14 protein-coding genes are annotated in these 19,150 nt (G+C 51.5%); 4 read left to right on the top strand and 10 right to left on the bottom strand.

The window, feature by feature from the left end; translation table 11 throughout:
* From BMY09_RS21415 to nhaA, 5 genes are all read right to left on the bottom strand, one after another.
* Positions 1 to 2,201 (bottom strand): two-partner secretion domain-containing protein (locus tag BMY09_RS21415; protein WP_139203237.1); only part of this gene is annotated, 2,201 nt, incomplete at its 3' end.
* 89 nt (positions 2,202 to 2,290) lie between these two features.
* Positions 2,291 to 4,081, bottom strand: coding sequence for a ShlB/FhaC/HecB family hemolysin secretion/activation protein (locus tag BMY09_RS21410; protein WP_091362182.1), 1,791 nt, complete (start codon positions 4,079 to 4,081; stop codon positions 2,291 to 2,293).
* 78 nt (positions 4,082 to 4,159) lie between these two features.
* Positions 4,160 to 5,485 carry a type VI secretion system-associated FHA domain protein TagH gene (gene tagH, locus BMY09_RS21405; RefSeq protein ID WP_175483629.1) on the bottom strand — a complete coding sequence of 442 codons (1,326 nt, stop codon included), beginning with the start codon at positions 5,483 to 5,485 and terminating at the stop codon, positions 4,160 to 4,162.
* Positions 5,486 to 5,681: 196 nt separating this feature from the next.
* On the bottom strand, positions 5,682 to 7,166 hold the full coding sequence (gene trpE, locus BMY09_RS21400; RefSeq protein WP_091362180.1) for an anthranilate synthase component I: 1,485 nt from the start codon (positions 7,164 to 7,166) through the stop codon (positions 5,682 to 5,684).
* A gap of 282 nt (positions 7,167 to 7,448) precedes the next feature.
* Positions 7,449 to 8,669 (bottom strand): Na+/H+ antiporter NhaA, encoded by a 1,221-nt coding sequence (gene nhaA, locus BMY09_RS21395; RefSeq protein ID WP_217647484.1) that lies wholly within the window; start codon positions 8,667 to 8,669, stop codon positions 7,449 to 7,451.
* 273 nt (positions 8,670 to 8,942) lie between these two features.
* Between nhaA and nhaR the strand changes: the two genes are divergently transcribed.
* Positions 8,943 to 9,851: a transcriptional activator NhaR gene (gene nhaR / locus BMY09_RS21390; protein WP_091362179.1), complete on the top strand. Its 909-nt coding sequence runs from the start codon at positions 8,943 to 8,945 to the stop codon at positions 9,849 to 9,851.
* Positions 9,852 to 9,895: 44 nt separating this feature from the next.
* Here the strand turns inward: nhaR and BMY09_RS21385 are convergent, their stop codons facing one another.
* Together BMY09_RS21385 and rpe are read right to left on the bottom strand one after the other, a co-directional pair.
* Complete coding sequence (locus tag BMY09_RS21385; protein ID WP_091362178.1) at positions 9,896 to 10,573, bottom strand: phosphoglycolate phosphatase; 678 nt, start codon at positions 10,571 to 10,573, stop codon at positions 9,896 to 9,898.
* A gap of 33 nt (positions 10,574 to 10,606) precedes the next feature.
* A complete protein-coding gene (gene rpe / locus BMY09_RS21380; RefSeq protein ID WP_091362177.1) occupies positions 10,607 to 11,278 on the bottom strand; it encodes a ribulose-phosphate 3-epimerase in 672 nt (223 codons plus the stop codon).
* A 115-nt stretch (positions 11,279 to 11,393) separates the two neighbouring features.
* Between rpe and BMY09_RS21375 the strand changes: the two genes are divergently transcribed.
* Complete coding sequence (locus BMY09_RS21375) at positions 11,394 to 12,500, top strand: DUF3530 family protein (RefSeq protein ID WP_175483628.1); 1,107 nt, start codon at positions 11,394 to 11,396, stop codon at positions 12,498 to 12,500.
* 16 nt (positions 12,501 to 12,516) lie between these two features.
* On the opposite strand, the gene djlA is transcribed toward BMY09_RS21375, so the two are convergent.
* The 3 genes from djlA to BMY09_RS21360 are packed head-to-tail and all read right to left on the bottom strand — an operon-like array spanning position 12,517 to position 15,096.
* Entirely contained in the window at positions 12,517 to 13,362 is an 846-nt protein-coding gene (gene djlA, locus BMY09_RS21370; protein ID WP_091362175.1) for a co-chaperone DjlA, read from the bottom strand.
* Positions 13,352 to 14,044: an N-acetylmuramate alpha-1-phosphate uridylyltransferase MurU gene (gene murU, locus BMY09_RS21365; RefSeq protein WP_091362174.1), complete on the bottom strand. Its 693-nt coding sequence runs from the start codon at positions 14,042 to 14,044 to the stop codon at positions 13,352 to 13,354. The genes djlA and murU overlap by 11 nt, the downstream gene beginning before the upstream one ends.
* Positions 14,044 to 15,096: an aminoglycoside phosphotransferase family protein gene (locus BMY09_RS21360; protein ID WP_091362173.1), complete on the bottom strand. Its 1,053-nt coding sequence runs from the start codon at positions 15,094 to 15,096 to the stop codon at positions 14,044 to 14,046. The genes murU and BMY09_RS21360 overlap by 1 nt, the downstream gene beginning before the upstream one ends.
* Positions 15,097 to 15,229: 133 nt before the next feature.
* Here BMY09_RS21360 and BMY09_RS21355 point away from each other — a divergent pair, with 133 nt between their 5' ends.
* Complete coding sequence (locus BMY09_RS21355) at positions 15,230 to 17,866, top strand: LPS assembly protein LptD (protein ID WP_091362172.1); 2,637 nt, start codon at positions 15,230 to 15,232, stop codon at positions 17,864 to 17,866.
* Entirely contained in the window at positions 17,856 to 19,148 is a 1,293-nt protein-coding gene (locus BMY09_RS21350) for a peptidylprolyl isomerase (RefSeq protein WP_091362171.1), read from the top strand. Before BMY09_RS21355 ends, BMY09_RS21350 begins: the two co-directional genes overlap by 11 nt.
* Positions 19,149 to 19,150: the final 2 nt, after the last annotated feature.

Genomic DNA, 19,150 nt, shown 5'->3' with positions numbered 1-19,150 from the left:
ACGGCATCACCGCTCAGGCTTACCGCACCGGTATAGGTCTGATCCGCTGCGGTGGTGACATTCGCCGCCAACGCCGTAGTACCCGTGATCGCCAGGCTATCCGCATTCACGGTATCGCCGATCACTGCATTCCCCCCAATCACCACCGTGCCTGCCGTCAGAGCCGCATCAAAGCCGGCATCAGAGGTGACACTCAGGTCATTGATAGCGACGATTCCATGGCTATTCAGCGGGCCCGTCACTGACAGATTTTTATTGCCGCTGATCGCTTGTGTGGTGACATCCCCTGTCAGGGTAACGTTGTCACTCAGTGTCAGGCTGTCCATGAAGGTCTGGATACCGGCGGTGATATCCACGCCCAGTGTCGCTGTTTTATCAAAGACTATTTCGGTCAGCCCGGTGGTCCCGCCGACAGGCCCCGACAGCGTGACGCTATCGGCATCCAGTTCCAAACGCTGGGCACCGTCGACGGTGTCATTGAGCGTGATCGCAGCACCCACTCCGGTCGCGCTCAGCACGGCATCACCGCTCAGGCTTACCGCACCGGTATAGGTCTGCGATCCATAAGTGGATACACCTGCCCCCAATACGATCTGGGCTGGAACATCTGGATTAACTGGAGTTGCGTTTGCGGATCCTGCAATAAAGCTCATGTCACCACTACCGATATTGCTGATACTGGCATTAATGTTAATATCATCACCAGCCTCAAGGGTGAGGCTATTAGATGTATTAAGGTCTACAACTGATTCTACAGAGATATCATCATGAGCCTGCAGGGTGAGATCACTATTGGATAACAGCTTAATAATTGTATCGTTATCAATGACATTTTCAGCGCCACCAAATTCAAAATCCTCTTTAACAATTCCCGGTGCATCTGGATCTATGCCATCATCTGTAACAATAGTGATATTTTCAGGATCCAAAAGCAGTTGCCCATGATGACCTGTTGCAGCGCTTAAGTCAGCATCACCGTTGAAACGCAAGGAGTCCTTACCTGATACCTCCGCAAAGCCACCATGACCTGACTCACCCTTTCCACGGGCGCTGATTTTCCCCTGATAGGAGGTATTTTTATCAGCCCAGACAATCACCCGGCCGCCATCGCCATCAGTGGTTGCATCGGCCTTAATGTCGACATCCTTACCAACAAAAGTATCGGAGGCATTGGAGATATCCGGATTCTTACCCTGAAAATCACCACCGATACGAATCGTACCGCCGCCGGTCTCTCCGGAAGCATCAACAACAGCATTACCCGTCAGGGCGACCCGGTCACCCAGCACATCGATGTCGCCGCCCCTGCCATCGACAGAGGTAGCCACCAGAGTCCCGCTGTTCACGGTATCCCCGCCTTCACCGACCAGACGGATAACACCTCCTTCATTGCTGACCCTGCCAGCACGGATCACACCGGTGTTATTGACAACATGGGTAAAGACATCCCGGGCGGCTTTAGCAGTCAATAGGACTTCACCGCCCTGCGCTTGAATCACGCCACTATTAACGACCGCATCACCGGACCCGGCAGTCGTCTCTTCATCAATGCGTAACTGGAGTAAACCGTCGCCATCAAAATCGATCGTGACTGCACGACCTGAGGCAAGCTCAACATGCCCTTTTTCGGCAATAATGACTCCCTGATTGTCAACCTGACCGGCAACCAGAGCAACCGATCCACCGGTGGCCGCCTGAATCAGCCCCTTGTTAACGATCACTCCCGTGCTGTTGCTGCCATCCAAAATCAGCTTTCCGGACTGGAAGGCGGCATCATCTACATCAAGCGTTGTGGCAACAAAGGAGTTAACATCCACCTGAGAGTTGGGACCAAACACCATCCCGTTTTGGTTTTGCAAAACCATCAGTTTCAGGTTTGCATTCCCCTCGATGCGCCCCTGAATATCGGACGCTTTGACATCCTGGATTTTGTACAGAACAGAGGAACCGGAAAGCTGGGCATTGTGCTGCAACAACTCATTTCCGGCCAGATCCAGTCGAGAAACAGTCGCAACCATCACTTTACTGTTCTGGGTGACGACCGTCGTTTTAGCGTCAGGCCTTGCAATGCTGCCCGAACCGGAAGAAACATTAAAATTATCAACCGCTGCATGCGCCCCGCTGAAAAACATGAAGGAGCCAGCGCTTGTCGCGCCAATCGCTTTAATTACCTGAACAAGCGGTTTCAGTTTCCATTCCATGGAGCATATCCCTTTTAACGTTTCAACCAGATTGGCAACATTGCCAAGTTTAGTAATTTATTGCAGAGCTTTTTCGTATTCAGTCAGAATCAGAACAGATAGTTCAGTTCACCATAAACCTGAGGGTCACGATTATTCGTAGCTTTCCTGCTCCCCAGAGGGGTAGCAACGGACAAGGTCGCTGTAAATGATGTCGCAGGCATCAGGCGCAAACCGACGCCCAGCCCACTCAGGTCTATCTGAGACTCTTCACCCAGCAGTGCATTATTCTTATAACCATGGGCATAATCAGCAAACAGCATTAGCTGTAAAACCTCTCCCCAGGTACGATTATTAAATGCGGGCTGGCTGGCAAACCCTGGGGCGTTACTGATCAACTCTAACCCTGTATAAAAGCCGGAGTCAGCCAGGTACTCACCGCTTGGGTAGGCCCTGACACTGTCAAACCCACCCATGCTAAACTGTTTAACCGAGAATAATGAATCCGGCGAATACTGCGCATTGAACTTAACAATAAGCGCATTATTTTCAGACAACCGCTGATAGCGGGATAGGTTTAATTCGATCAGGTTATAGTCGGCAGGAGCTGGGCCTTCAGATGTGATACGGCTGGCATTTTCATCATCATTATCCATCGCCCCCAGAATGCCGGCTAAACCGTGCTCGAATGACACCTCCCCCCGGGTAAAACCACCACCAAAAATGTTATCTGAGAAATCAAAACCATAGGAAGCAACCAGAGCGGTAAGCTTATCCGCACTGTTCTGTACCGACGCCTGAGTATTTTTTACCCGATCATGAACCAGTTCACCCTTAACATAATTGTTTCGGGTTCGACTACGGCCCAGCTGTTTTTTCAACCCGGCTTTCCACTGCTTTGATTTACCCGCAAACGCAAATGCAGCCAGGTCACGCCCTATTTCGTAGTCACTCTGATGGTAATGCAGTGAAGCGATATAGTCAGAGTCCACCGGACTAAACTCATATGTTGCCCCACTATACTTCGCATTATCCACTGAAAAGTCACCGTCAACTTCAGGCTTATTCTGTATGATAAAATTCAGCGTCAGCTTATCAGCCAACCCCAGAGGGTTATTCACGGAAAGGTCCAGACCCAGACGCTCTTCACCTGAATATTGTGAACCTTTATTATCCAGATAGAGGGCACCGGACAGCCGATCCTCACTGTTAACATTGATCAGCATTTTGGTAGAGCCTACCTGATCACCAGGCTCAAGAATCCCCGAAATATCAAGACCCGGGTAATCGAGCACAGTCAATAATGAAGACTCTATATCCGACTTATTCAGCGGCTTACCTATCTGATCAGAAAAAACGCGGCTTATCATTTCCGCGTCATAAGAGGAATCACCCGAAACCTCTATATCTGTGAGTTCCCCCATCAGCAGATGCAGCTCTACCGTATTATTCACCACATCCTGGGCGGGAACATAGGCCGTTGCCAGCACCAACCCTTTGGCGCGGTAATAGTTCGTGATTTTATCCGCCAGCTGCTGCAATCGTCCCAGTGTAAAACGGGCATTGTTCTCCACCATTGCAGCCATCAGCATCTCAACGACTACATCATCACTCACCAGCCTCTTAATATTCTTTGATGGAATAAGCTGGTATAGATTCAGCACATTGACATCAAACTGAGGCCCGGCATCCAGGTCAACAGGGCGTTCTTTGCGGGGAGGAATAGTCAGATCGAGCGCTTTTGGCGCGGGTTTCAGCTGATCATAAAGCCGGGGAGCCGCACCGCCCGTTGACAATGCATCGGTCAGATCTGCGGCGGATGCAGAAAAAACCAGCAGGCTACTGAGCCCTCCTGCCACGAGCATCTGTTTTGGAGTATTCAACCAACCGGTTTTATTCATTATTTCTACTCATCCCTGTAAACTTTAATGTTCCGTCTTCTTGTGTGGGTGATAACATCATCACAGCCAGAGCATCACCTACAAAACCTTATTAATCTGTCGCACCTGCTCTTCATACACCCGGGAGAACTCTTCACCAAAAAGACCATGAAAATTATCCTGAGCTTCTAACTGCAACTGCTGATATGCCGTTGTGTACATATCCCAGTAGCGACTCTTTTTTGACAGGGTAAAGCGCACATTTAGCTGCGACTCTAATGCTGTCGGCTCAAAGCGTTTCAACAGGGCAGTCAACGCCGCCTGCATGCCAGACATAACCGCAACCTGGTGTGCTTTTACATCTACGACCCCTTCCGAAACCGACTCCTGTGGACCAAGATAACCTTCTGAGTGGGTTAACATAATCAACATCGCTTCTTCGACACGCTGACAAAATTTTAACGGGTTATTGCGGACTGCACCGATGCGGGTTACATCCATACCAAACTCCCGTTTGATCTCATTGCGGGTTTGCAGAATCTCCATGGTTCCCTTGGTCAGAATGTTCAGCATCTCCCCTGCTGAATGCATAATCTCAACTTTATTCCTGCCAATCAGATCTTCAGGCTTTAAACCAAGCCCATCCAGAAAAGCGCGCATAGCACGACTATCGATATGTAACTCAGCAGTTTGATCCTGTTCAACTGTCGCAACACTCTCTTCCCTCCCGGTTAACAAGGCGTTCTGCGGCTGTTTTGTCAGGCTATCGGAACCGGAGTCGCAACCGGGTGATTGCAACGTTTCAGACGCTTCAGAAACGTCATTGGCTACCGCTAACAGTTCACTGACAGGAGGTGTTACTTCAGAGGAATCAGTACCATGTGGGGAAAGGTCTGAGAAATCAAAAGGATGCTGATCGACTGCATCAGCCTCATATTGATGTTTTTGCGCGCGGTAATAATCTGCGGTATTTCCCAAGGGGATATTGGGCAGGGGGGCTACCCTCGAAGCAGCACTTGATTCAACGAAATCGGTTTCAGTTTCAGCAAAAAAATCATCGATAGAAAAAGAGTCAATACTCACCTGCTGCGGGTGTTCAGGCTCATCCTCTTCAACTGTCACCAGTAACTGATTCTCACCAATTATCAGGCGATCGCCATCCTGAAATTTATGCCGCTGACCACGGGTAATAAACTGGCCTGAATTAAGCTGGGTGCCTGGAGAACTGGTATCTTCGAGATAATAGCTACCGGATATCTGGTAGCAACGGGCATGATAACGCGAGCAGTATCGATCAGGGTCTTCCAGGACGATCTCATTATCATCCGCCCTGCCAATGGTGAAGTCCTCGCCAGAAAAAATCTTCTCGACTTTTCTTGCGGGAGCAATTCCCCTGAATGCAATCAGAGTCACTTTAATCTTCACCGCAAACCATCCATAGTTAATATACCCTAATTGAAAACGTTCCCTGTTCCCGCGAGAGTGCACATTTGGCCACAATCCGGGGTGAAGGTCAACCGCTCCAGATCAGTGAACAGCGTCAAAAAAACATATTCTGCTATAAAGAAAAGGGATAAAAAAACCTCCACTGAGGAGGCTTTTTCAGAGCACCCGGCACTGCTCAGAGATTATCCAGTCCCTGCTCAACCATCGCCACAGCGCGAAAAATTGCGCGTCCTTTATTCATAGTTTCATCCCACTCTGAGCTGGGCACCGAATCCGCCACAATGCCTGCACCCGCCTGGATATGAAGCTGGCCATCTTTAATGACAGCGGTACGGATCGCGATCGCGGTATCCATATTGCCATTCCAGGACAGATAGCCCACCGCACCGCCATAAACACCCCGTTTCACCGGCTCGAGTTCGTCAATAATCTCCATCGCCCGTACTTTAGGGGCACCGCTGAGGGTTCCTGCTGGCAGTGTCGCACGCAGGACATCCATCACCGACACCTCTGGTTTCAGCTGACCGATGACATTTGAAACGATATGCATTACATGGGAATAGCGTTCAACCACCATCTGCGCCGTCAGCTCTACCTTGCCAACCTCTGCAACCCGACCCACATCGTTGCGGCCCAGATCGATCAGCATCAGGTGTTCTGCAAGCTCTTTTGGATCGGCCAGCAGATCTTTCTCCAGCGCCCGGTCCTCAGCCTCGGTTTCACCCCGGGGACGGGTTCCGGCAATGGGGCGAACCGTGACAACGTTATCTTCCACCCGCGCCAGAATCTCCGGAGATGAGCCAACAACATGATGATCCCCCAGATGTAAAACATACATGTAGGGTGAAGGATTGAGACAGCGCAACGCCCGGTACAGATCCAGAGGACTGCTGGTAAAGGGGATGGTCATTCTCTGAGAGATCACCGTCTGCATCACATCACCGGAGAGGATATATTCCTTAATACGATCGACAGAATCCTTATACTGTTGTTCCCCAAAACTGGATTTAAACTCTGACTCGCAGACCTCCCGACGCTCAGTTACCTGAGTGTCCTGATGCGGCACAGAAAAGCGCAACCGGGTCACCAGCTCATCCAAACGCAGCTGCGCCTGAGCTAACGCATCCTCTTCATCTGGATCCGCATGGCTGATCAGTATCAACTTCCCACTGAGATTATCAAAGACGACCACTTCATCTGAAACCATCAGCAAAATGTCCGGCGTACCGATGACGTCTTCCGGAGTACTATCCGCCAGTCGTTTTTCCACATAACGAACACAGTCATAACCAAAATAACCGACCAGACCACCATTAAACCGCGGCAGCCCCGGCAATTCAGCCGCCCGGTAGCGGTCCTGAAACTGCTCGACAAACTCAAGGGGATCAGCAACCTCTGCCTGTTCGACAATCTCACCGTCGGTCTCGATCTGAACACTATGTCCGGATACTTTCAGCACCGTCCGGCAAGGCAGACCAATAATTGAATATCGTCCCCACTTTTCCCCCCCTTCAACCGACTCTAACAGGTAGCTGTAAGGCTGATTTGCCAGCTTCATATAGGTGGACAAAGGGGTATCAAGGTCCGCTAAGACTTCGCGAACCACCGGGATGCGATTGAAGTTCTGAGCGGCTAGCTCAGCAAATTGTTCTGGTGTCATGGTCTGCTCTCATAACTACTCTGCGTTATCTGTTTACAGAGTTTTGAAATCTATTTCGGGTAGCCTGTATAAAGTGTTAACCAGGCCCGGACGCTATAACTGAAAAGCGGGGCTCAGTTACGCCATCGCCAGCGCTCACCAACATAGAGAGGGCATAGGGTTATTTCAATTGGGGATACCAAATCTGACACAGTGATTCCAGACAATCGTTAATTCAGAGATCCAACCTTATAGCAGCCCACACTCTGAATCAACCGGATCAATAAAGCTTCCATCGTTTTTTTAAACGGATGGTCTGTTTTCGTCGCTGCTCTCATCACTGCGGCCAACCTCTTTAACATTGCGTAGTGCAAACCTGAGTATGAGATACCCCACTACCGCAGAGGTTGCAGAACCGGCAAGAATCGCCAGACGATCAGCAGCGCCGTAGAGGTCCTCTACCCCTTCATAGGCCAGCGAGTCGATAAACAGACTCATGGTAAACCCTATTCCGGTCAATACAGATACACCATAGAGCATCAGCCAATCAGCATCCTTTGGTTTTTCAGCCATGCCCAGCTTAATCCAGCACCAGGAGAACAGAAACACACCCAACTGCTTACCAATAAACAGGCCAAGCAATATTCCCAGCGGTACGGAACTAAAGAGTTGTGAAAAGGATATTCCGGACAGATCAACCCCGGCATTTACAAACGCGAACAGAGGAATAATTGCGAATGAGACCCAGGGATGCAGGGCATGTTCCAGCTTCTTCAGAGGCGACTCGTCCTCTTCTGTATCCCGATTAGGAATCGCCAGTGCCAGCACGACACCCGCCAGTGTCGCATGAACACCGGATTTCAGCACGCTGACCCAGAGCACGACACCCACAATTATGTAAGCAGCCACCCGAACGACACCGAGGCGATTCATCAACACCAGTACACTGATCGCTGCGGCTGAGACCAATAGAGAATTAGTTGCCAGATTCTCGGTATAAAACAGCGCAATGACAATGATAGCGCCAAGATCATCCATGATCGCCAGCGCCATCAGAAAGAGCTTGAGCGATGCCGGCACTCTCGGCCCCAGCAGGGAAAGAATACCGAGAGCGAAAGCGATGTCGGTTGCGGTAGGGATTGCCCACCCCTGCATATCAATGGCACTGCCCTGCATATTCACCAGATAGAAAACCAGAGCAGGAACTGCCATACCGCCAACAGCCGCAATCCCCGGTAAGCTGACCTGAGATAAACTTGACAGCTGCCCTCCCTGAATTTCCCGTTTCAGCTCGAGCCCAACCAGCATAAAAAACATCGCCATCAGTCCATCGTTAACCCAATGGAGCAAGGACTTTTCCAGCCCCAGCGAACCAATCCGCACCTCGCCTTTAATACGCCAGAATTCATAATATTCAGCAGACCAGGGGGAGTTGGCAAGGATCATCGCCAGAACCATCGCTATAATCAGCAGGATGCCGGTCGCCGCTTCAAACTGAAAGAATTCTTTGATTAGTTTCTTCATCATCAGCACCACACAAAAAAAACCCGGCCTTGGGCGCCGGGTGAATGTTTGGATGAGAGTCCATTTGCTTAAGACTGGAGGAGAGTCTTACAACTTACTTACATAACAACCTATCAACAACTCGGTTGTCATCATCCTGTAGGGGAGAACCTGAAGGATCATGACAAATCCGATAAGTCACAGTATAGTCAGCAAAATGACAAATAAAATTCGAATTTACTAACAAAATAGTAAGATTTATTCGAACCATAATAACAAATGGCTGACATTTCTATGAATTTCAAACACCTGCGTTATTTCCTGGTAGTTGCTCAGGAAGGCAGTATCAACAAAGCCAGTGAGAAGCTCCACCTGACGCCACAAACCATCAGTGGTCAACTGAAACTGCTTGAACATGAACTGGGGGCTCGCCTCTTCAGAAAACAGGGCAGAAACCTCAAACTCACCAAAGCAGGACAACATGCACTTAACTATGCTGAAGATATCTTTTTGCTGGGCGATGAACTGAAACAGAGTATTCACAACCCCGTCAGCCTCAAACAGCAACGCTTCAATATCGGTATCGCCGATGTACTGCCGAAACTGATCACCTATCATCTGCTGGAACCCGCACTCAACCTGAATGATGCCAGCCGACTGATCTGCGAAGAGGGACCACTGCCCAGCCTGCTGGCCGATCTGGCAACCCAGAAACTCGATCTGGTGCTGGCTGACCGGCCACTGGATGCCAGTTTCCATATCCGTGGATACAATCACCTTCTGGGCGAATGCGGCCTGAGCTTTTTTGCCACCCGCAATGTCGCAGCAACGTACCGGGCCAACTTTCCAGCTTCTCTTGAAGGCGCACCGATGCTGATGCCATCGGCCGATACCGAGCGGGGAATGGGGCTGAAGCGCTGGTTCGAACGTTATAAAATACGACCGGATATTCGGGTTGAGTGCGCTGATACCGCACTGATCGAAGCGTTTGGACTGTCCGGCGCCGGCATCTTTTGCGCCCCCACCGTCATTGAACAACAGATGACCCGACAGTATGGGGTCGAGGTTATTGGGCGGATGGATGATATCCGTGAACGCTTTTACGCCATTTCACTGGAACGCCGGGTGAGTCACCCTGGTGTGCTGGCGGTTTGCAATGCCGCCAGGATGGCGCTATTTGACGAGCTAGAGCCCCCAGAGTAAACGTGCGAGTCATACATATCTGATTAGTTTAGCTGGTGAGCTGCTTAACTGAAGAGTTCTGCCAAATCATCAATAATAATATCGGGCTGGTAAGCAGAAACCGGCACACCATGATTATAGCCATAGGTCACTGCGGCAACTTTACAACCAGCCTGCTGCGCCGCTTTGATATCACTGCGGGAATCCCCCACCATCAAAGTTTGAACCGGCGCAACCCCTAACCTGTCCATAGCACAGAGCAGCGGCATGGGATGAGGCTTTTTCTCCGCCAGACTGTCGCCCCCCAGAACAATGGAAAAAAAACGACGCAGGTCATACTCGTCCAGCAAGCGCTCCGTAAAGCCTATCGGTTTATTCGTCACCAGCCCCATTGAAACCTGGTTATCCCTGAGAAAGGTTAGCAACGCTTCAACCCCCGGATAGAGTTTGCTTTGCTCCGCACAACAGAGGCCATAATGATGCAGAAAAAGTGTAAAAGCCTGGTCAAACAGATCGGACTCCTCAACCCCAGTAGCGTGGGCCAGCGCGCGCTTAACCAGCATCTGAGCACCATTACCCACCCAGTGACGCACCCGAGACTGGCCCGCCATCGGCAAATCAAGAGCAGCCAGCATACGATCAATTGCCAGCGCCAGATCGGGCACACTGTCAAGCAGAGTGCCATCCAGATCGAAGAGCACCAGTTGGGGTAACCCGGGGTTATACAGCTCGCTTAATAGCATCAGAAACTCAATCCCTGTTTACTTTCCAACTGATTAGTTCACGGAAGCCAGTTCAGCACGCATCTTATCGATAGTGGCTTTATAGTCATCGGTATTGAAAATGGCTGAACCGGCAACGAAGGTATCCGCCCCGGCTGCTGCAATCCCGGCAATATTACCAATACCCACGCCGCCATCCACTTCAAGACGGATATCATAGCCGCTCTGGTCAATCATCTTCCGTGCCTGTTTCAGCTTATCCAGCGTCGCGGGTATAAATTTCTGGCCACCAAAACCCGGGTTTACCGACATAAGGAGAATCATATCCACCTTGTCCATCACATAATCGAGATAGCTAAGAGGGGTCGCCGGGTTAAATACCAACCCCGATCGACACCCCCCATCCCGTATCATCTGCAATGAACGGTCAATATGTTCAGAACCCTCAGGATGAAAAGTAATAATACTGGCGCCGGCGTCAATAAAATCACCGATCAGGCGATCCACCGGTTTGACCATCAGATGCACATCGATCGGGGCCTGAATGCCGTGGTTACGCAACGCTTTGCAAACCATCGGACCGATGGTCAGGTTAGGGACATAATGGTTATCCATAACATCGAAATGGACATAATCAGCCCCCGCGGCAAGTACATTTTCAACTTCTTCGCCCAGGCGGGCGAAGTCTGCAGAAAGAATTGATGGAGCAATCTTATAATCAGCCATTAGCGTAACTCGGAAAGTAGTAGGAAGAGGAATCCGGCTATTGTACTTTGCACACATTGAAACTCAACCGACTTTCGCCCTTGCTAATCCTGTCATGCTCTTTAATAATCCCACCATGAAACCAAACAAAGCACTGATTTTTGCACTCTTTTTATCTTCATCGGCGACACTGCATGGGGCGCAGGGCAATGATGCCAATAAAAGCTCCAGCCAAAATAGTGCGGCCGAAAATACAGAGACAGCAGCAGCTAACAATCAGACTGACGCGACGGTCCGGATCATGCCGGATCTGTGGCAACAACAGCAGCAGGATCTTGCTCAGGCACAAAGCCCGGAAACCGAAGTAATCTGGCTGGAAGCCGGGGAACGGAAACAACTGGCTTTACTGCTGCGCGCGGCCAGCTCATCACCCGCCGGCAGTGTTCTGATCTTCCCTGACAGAGCCACCAGTGCTGACTGGCCAGCCATTGTGCATCCCCTTCGCACTCAGCTCACCGAATATGGCTGGAACACACTGAGCATCACCCTGCCCGACCTGCCAGAGGAACAGATTCCTCCACGAACCCTGCCAACATTGCAGGACATACGTAAGGTTCAAACACCCACAGATGAGACAGTCAGTAACACTACTCCCCAACCAGCGGATCCGACAGCCGTAAACAGCCAGCAAGCCAGCGATGCAACGACATCGGTTCCTGATAACGCCAGTGCTGAGAAAAGCCTGTTGGCATACCAAAAAACGGTAACAGAACTTGGCCAGCAAGCGTCCAGCCAACTGGCTGAAGTAGAAGGCGACGTTAGAATCATTCTCGGTGTAGGCGAAGGGGCTGACTGGGCGATGTACTATTTCTTGCAGGATGAAACTCAGGCCAACCGTTTTCTGGTACTGCTTGACCCGGCTCAGGTGGACGATAAAAACGCACCCAACCTGCTACAGATGATCTCAGACGCCAAAGCTCCGATACTGGACCTGTGGTTTGACCGCAACAGTGTCCAGCAACAGCAGGCTAGTCTGCGAAAACGCGCCGCACGCCGGAGTGGCAACAAGGGGTACCGACAAATCCGCCTGAATCAGCGTAGTGCCGACCCTCGCAGAGAGCCGCTGTGGCTAACGCAACAGCTCAGAGGCATTCTGAAGACCCATATTCTCGATACCCGAAAACCTGAGCCACCGAAAGCTGAAGCAATGGAACTCACCCCCGGCTCAGGCCAGCTAAACTAACCGGACGACAGCCTTCTCAGCTGTTTTTTCTCGCCTCGCGAATCCGGTCATATGCGGCCTGAATCTCCTGAGTCTTCTCTTTTGCCAGCTGCATCATATCTTCGGGCAGCCCTTTGGCCACCAGCTTATCCGGGTGGTGCTGACTGATTAAGCGACGGTAGGCTTTTTTGAGTTCCGCATCAGAGACTGACTCGGCAACCCCCAAAACCCCATAGGACTCTTTCAACAACTCCTGCTCAGAAACATAACCACCCTGGTGTGACTGATAACTATGCTGCTGATAGGAAAACTGAGATTGCATCCGCGCCATCAATGCAGCCATCTCCGCCTGGGACATCTGTAGCAACTGACAAACCTCACGAATGATGATGGTTTCCGCTTCACTGACCTGACCGTCTGCCATCGCTGCCTGCAACTGAATCTCGACAAACATCAGCTTCAGCGGGATACGAAAACGGATCAACGCACTGAGTGGTCGCATCACCTCGGCGATATCAAAATCGCTTGCTTTACCCTGGGAAAAAAGCTCCATCGCTTCACGCCGGCGCTCATCACTCAGCCCCATGCGGTTCATCACTTCACGGGCATACTGAATCTCCTCTTCACTGACCCGGCCATCGGCTTTGGCCAGTTTCCCCATAACCGTAAAGGTTGCCCGAAAAAAGGCATCCTGAGGGTTAAGCGCATTACCCAGCGCGTTTTTCAGCAGCGATGACAGTGCTACCGCAATACCCGCACCAAACACTAAACCAAACAGCCCACCACTCATCAGGCCGATCAGGCCTCCAATAATCAAAGCTGTGCGGTTATTCCTGATCACTCTGCCGAGACTGAAACCTGCGTTTTCGCTGCTAAATGCCATCTACCCAACCTTTTCTAATATCTTCACTGACCTCCTGAAGCCTTTCAGGAGTGCCTATATCCCGCCAATAACCATTATAGTTTTCACCGCTCACCCGCCCGGATCTCATAGCATCACGAAGCAATGGTGCCAGCGGGAATTTACCCTCACGACAGCCATCAAACAACCGGGGGGAAAGCACACTGAGACCACTGAAGGTTAACCTGTTGCTGCCCGTTTCAGACACCAGCCCCTGTTGCAGGGCAAAATCCCCCTCCGGATTATGTTCCGGGTTTGACACCATCACCAGGTGCCCCAGACACTCTTCAGACAGACGTTGCTCCAGCAGACGTGCAAACGGGTAGTTGGTAAACAGATCACCATTCACCAGCAGGAAAGCCTCACCATCTTCACTTAAGCGGGGCAGCGCCCGAAAAATTCCGCCGCCCGTTTCCAGAGGCTTGGTTTCAGCGGACCAGTGCACCTGTGCACCATAACGCCCGCCATCGCCAATATACGCTTCCAACTGTTCCCCCAACCAGGCGTGGTTGATCACTATATCAGTGACTCCGGCAGCCACCAGTCGCTCAATATGGTATTCAATCAATGGCTTACCCGCCACCGGCAACAATGGTTTTGGGGTTGTCAGGGTCAGTGGTCGCATCCGGGTGCCAAGTCCCGCCGCCAGTATCATCGCCCGCATCAGCCGAACCACCTATCCAGATGGGCGTTATCAAAATGTTCACTCTCATACATTGCGGGCACCACAACTTCCTGCAGCCAGGCGGCAAAAGTCAGCAGACTATCATAGCGACCGGCAACACGGATAATATAGTTAAGGGTCCGGGGGATATCGGCAAGATAGCCCGGCTTACCATCCCGCAGCCAGAGCCGGGCAAAGATCCCCGCCGCCTTGAGGTGTCGCTGCGCCCCCATCAGGTCAAACCAGCGATAGAAGGTTTCACGGTCATACTGATCCAGTAAGCCGTCCACCACCAACTGCTCACCAAACTGATCAACCCAGCCATACACGCGCATATCAGGCCACTCGATATAGCAGTCACGCAGCAGCGAGACCAGATCATAGGTAACAGGTCCGATCACAGCATCCTGAAAGTCGATCACCCCCGGTGTGTTGTCACCATCCACCAGCAGATTGCGCGAATGATAGTCGCGGTGGACACAGACCCGGGGCTGCTCCAGGGCAGCACGGATGAGACACTCGGATACCTCAGATAACAGTTGCGTCACCCCCGGCCCGACCTTGATCGCCAACAGATCAGCCACCAGCCAGTCACGAAACAGATCCATCTCCCGCTGCAATAACGGCCGATCATAAAGAGGCAGCGGATGGCCAGCAATATCCTGACACTGCTGTAACCGGGTCAGGGCAGAGAGAGCCCTGCTGTATAACTCATCGGCACTGTTATCATTCAGCTGCCCCAGATAGAGATCATCACCGAGATCAGACAGTAGCATGTAGCCCAGCTCCAGATCTGCCGCATGCACTATCGGCGCATGAATATCCAGCGGCTCCCACGCCTTTGCGATACAGACAAAGGGGTGACTGTCCTCTTTTTCCGGGGGTGCATCCATCAAAATCCAGCTCATACCATGACTTTTAAGACGAAAATAACGTCTGAAACTGGCATCACCGGACACTGGAATACACTGCCAGTCCTCAGCCAGATCTATATTCAGTTCGGTAAAAATCTGCTCTACCCACTGTTTCAGTCCGGCCAGCCTTTGTCCCATATCTATCAATCCCCTAGCGTTGTTATAGCTGAATGTTTTATCATGCCATGCTCTATAGGGTATGTTACTCGAATCAAGGTTTAGCGATAAGGGAAATAGACGCTTTTTCTGCGCTTCCTAATGGACAATCTGAATGCCGTTTTCAAGACGTTCTTCCTACACACTTACATTGGCGATCATTGCTGCAATGCCCGCAGTCCTGTTGGCCGCCGAAACCGATTCCGGCATCCGCGATGCGCTTTGGACCTGTACCATGGAGAATGGGCAGAACTGGCAGTGCGACCAGCCAGATCGGACCAATCCTCTTGCTGACCAGGACAAAGGACAACTCCAGGAGGCTCCGGCAGAGGCGCTGCCAGTAACCGACAACGCAGCAGATACAGCCACACCTGATCCCGCTTATCAACAGCAAATCAGCGGTGCATGGCTGTGCGAAGCAAATGCCTCTGGCGGCTGGTCCTGCCTGGATAATCAGCCCACGACCGGTGGTGCTGCAGAACAGAGCTCCCGAACCAGCGTAGCAGCTCCCGGCAATGCAGACAGTCTGAGCAGTGATGATCCGGCTGCTAAAACTAAGACCCAAAATGCTGATCTGAGTGATATCCGCTATGCCGAACAGGACTGGTACCCCATAACTGGTGCGTCAAAGGCGTGTTATGGGGTCTATATTGAACCGGATTCGCAGCTACCCGCAGAAGATGATGACAGCCTCACAGTGGATGCCGATAGCTCTGAAACCCAGCTTGGAGGTCTGACCCGGCTTGAGGGTAATGTAGAGTTACGCCAGCGGGGACACTTTTTGCGCAGCGATTCCGCAGAGGTCGATCAGATATCCAATCAGATCACCATGAACGGCAATATTCAGTATCGTGAACCCGGGCTGTTGCTGCGAGGCTCTAAGGCACAGACCAATGCCATCAGTGGGGAAACCGTGGTCAGCGATGCAGACTATGTGGTTCATGAGCGCTCCCTGCGCGGCGAAGCCAAACGCATTATTCGCCTGAAGGACAACCGGATAAGGATGGAGCACAGTAGTTACACCACCTGTCCGCCGAACGATGAAAGTTGGAAAATCGCGTCAAGCTCGCTGGTGCTTGATCCGAACAGAGGTTTTGGTACGGCGCGCAACGCCACCCTCAAAGTGGCTGATACCCCGGTGTTTTATTTTCCCTATATCGAGTTCCCCATTGATGATCTGCGTCATTCAGGGTTTCTGTTCCCCTCTCTGGGTTATTCCAATGAGGATGGGCTTGAGTTAGCTGCACCCTACTATTTCAATCTGGCACCCAACTACGATGATACTCTGACACCGAAAGTCTTCACTGAGCGGGGGCTGTTGCTGGAGAATGAGTTCCGTCACCTGAACCACTATGGTAAGCAAACCCTCAGCACCGGTTTATTAATTGATGATACCCAGGCGGACCGTGATCGATGGCTGGTGGGTATCGACCATACCGGAAGCCTGGGAGCCTGGAGCAGCCTGGTGGATTACACCGCCGTCAGCGACAAAAAATATTTTGATGACCTCGGCTCCAGTCTGGCAGTGGATCGTTCCACTCATCTTGATCAACGGGCAGAAACAACCTACACCCGTGAACACTGGTCGGCCACGTTACGTGCCCACAGCTATCAGACCATCAATGACAGTAAATCTCCTTACCAGCGTATGCCTCAGCTACAGGTTAGCGGCAACTACGGTTATCAACTGGGACAGGAAGTAGTATTCAGTTATCTGACAGATATGACCCGTTTTGAGCGGAAGATCGATGATCTGAGCGGCATAGACCGGGTGACTGGCAGCCGGTTGCATATTCAGCCCGCGATCAGTCTGCCAATGCTCTGGTCCTGGGGTTACCTGACACCTAAGATGAGCTACTGGTTAAGCCATTACGATCTGCAGGATCAGGTCGCCGGACAGGACGATAGCATTGACCGGGCCACTGGTGTATTCAGTATTGATTCCGGGCTGGTATTCGAACGTCAGTTGGACAACTACACACAGACTGTTGAACCCCGCCTGTTCACCCTCTATAGCCAGCGGCAAGACCAGCAGGGGATCCCGGATTTTGATACCGCCGAAACAGATTTCAGCTACCAGGGCCTGTTCCGGGAAAACCGCTTTACCGGCTTCGATAAAGTCAGTGATAATCAGCAGATCTCTGTCGGTCTCAGCTCTGGCTTTTTCACCAGCGATGGCAGCGAAATAGCCCGCGTCGGACTGGCCCAGGCATACTATTTTGCTGACCGCACCGTGCAACTTAATGGCGATACCAGTGTCGATACAGAAGATCAGTCCAACTACGCGGCAGAAGCCTATTGGAACCCTTACTCTGAACTGCGACTATCGGTCGATACCGAACTGGATCGAAGTGGCTTTAATCCATTAGAGAGCAACTTCAAAGTGCGCTACACTCCGTCCCTCAATAAAGTTATCGGATTCAGTTATCGCTACCGGGAAAACGTTCGCAGCCAGGCGGAGCTTTCATTTATCTGGCCACTGGCACCGGAGTGGACCCTGATGGGGCGCTGGCAGGAGGATATGGAACACTCCCAGACTCCTGAAGCACTGCTAGGCCTTGAGTACGCCAGTTGCTGCTGGAAAGTTCGGGTTGCTGCCCGTAAGTGGATAGAGGATGATAGCGGTGGAAGGGAAGACAGTGCGCTGTTTCTGCAATTTATCCTGAAAGGCCTCGGCACCGTTGGCGGTGGCACCTCTGTGCTGCAAGATATTATTGGCTTTAAAGAACGTGAAGAGAATGATGACTACTAATCTCATAGAAAAACTAAAGCCAGGTATGGCTGCCCTTCTGTTGGGCCTCAGCATCTCGGCCAGCGCCGCAGATACCCCACTGGACCGCATCGTTGCAATCGTAAATGATGATGTTGTACTGCAAAGCGAACTGAACGACCGTGAAGCGATGATAAAGTCCCGCCTCAGCGCTCAGGGGCGTGCACTGCCGGATGAACAAACCCTGCAAAGCCAGGTCCTTGATCGACTGATTCTGGATAATATCCAGCTACAGATCGGTGCAGAGCGAGGTATCCGCATCAGTGACAGCGAGCTCAATGCCTCGATGGAAAGGATCGCCGCCAGCTCTAATCTCACTCTGGAACAGTTTCGCGAAGCGCTGATCGCGGAAGGTCAGGATTATGCTCAGGCGCGCCAGCAGATTCGCAACGAGATGCTTATCCAGCGCATTCAGCAGCGCATTGTTAACAGTCGCATCAATGTCTCCCAGCAGGAGATTGATAACTACCTCAACTCTCAGCAGGGTGAACAGCTGAGTGCCACGACCTACAATCTTTCGCAGATACTCATTGCCGTGCCGCTACAGGCGACTGCGCAGATGATTCAGGCCGCTCAGCAACAGGCAAATGAGATCTCCACAGCACTGAAAGACGGCGCCAATTTTTCAGAAACAGCGGTTGCTCAATCCAAAGGGCCCAACGCCCTGAAAGGGGGGCAAATTGGCTGGCGTAAACTCAATGAGATGCCGGAAGAGTTTGCTGCGGTGGTAAAAAAACTTAGTCCTGGCGAATTCAGTGCCCCACTGCGCAGCCCCAGCGGTTTTCATATCCTGAAAGTTAATGATAAAAAGGGCGGCTCAGTACAACTGGTTGATCAGGTTAAGGTAAAACATATCCTGCTGACACCGAATGAGATCCGCTCTCCGGCACAGACCCGCCGGGAAATAGAGTCGATCTACCGGAAACTGCAACAAGGTGAACCGTTCGAAGAGTTGGCGAAACAGTATAGCGACGATCCGGGAAGCGGCTCACTGGGCGGAGACCTGGGCTGGACACAGGCAGGGCAGATGGTGCCTGAGTTTGAAGAGGTGATGTTTGACACCGCACAGGGCAAGATAAGCGCGCCGTTTGAATCCCGTTTTGGCTGGCATATTCTCAAAGTTGAAGATCGACGCCAGCAGGATATGGGCGAAGAGATGAAGACCAATCAGGCCAGGGCAACCATCCGTCAGCGTAAGTTTAACGAAGAGCTGCAAAACTGGCTGCGGGAAATCCGCTCTCAGGCCTATATCGAGATTAAATAATT

This window comes from Amphritea atlantica (assembly GCF_900111095.1).
In the GTDB taxonomy this organism is placed as follows: domain Bacteria; phylum Pseudomonadota; class Gammaproteobacteria; order Pseudomonadales; family Balneatricaceae; genus Amphritea; species Amphritea atlantica.
This window is presented reverse-complemented; position numbering and strand designations above follow the sequence as displayed.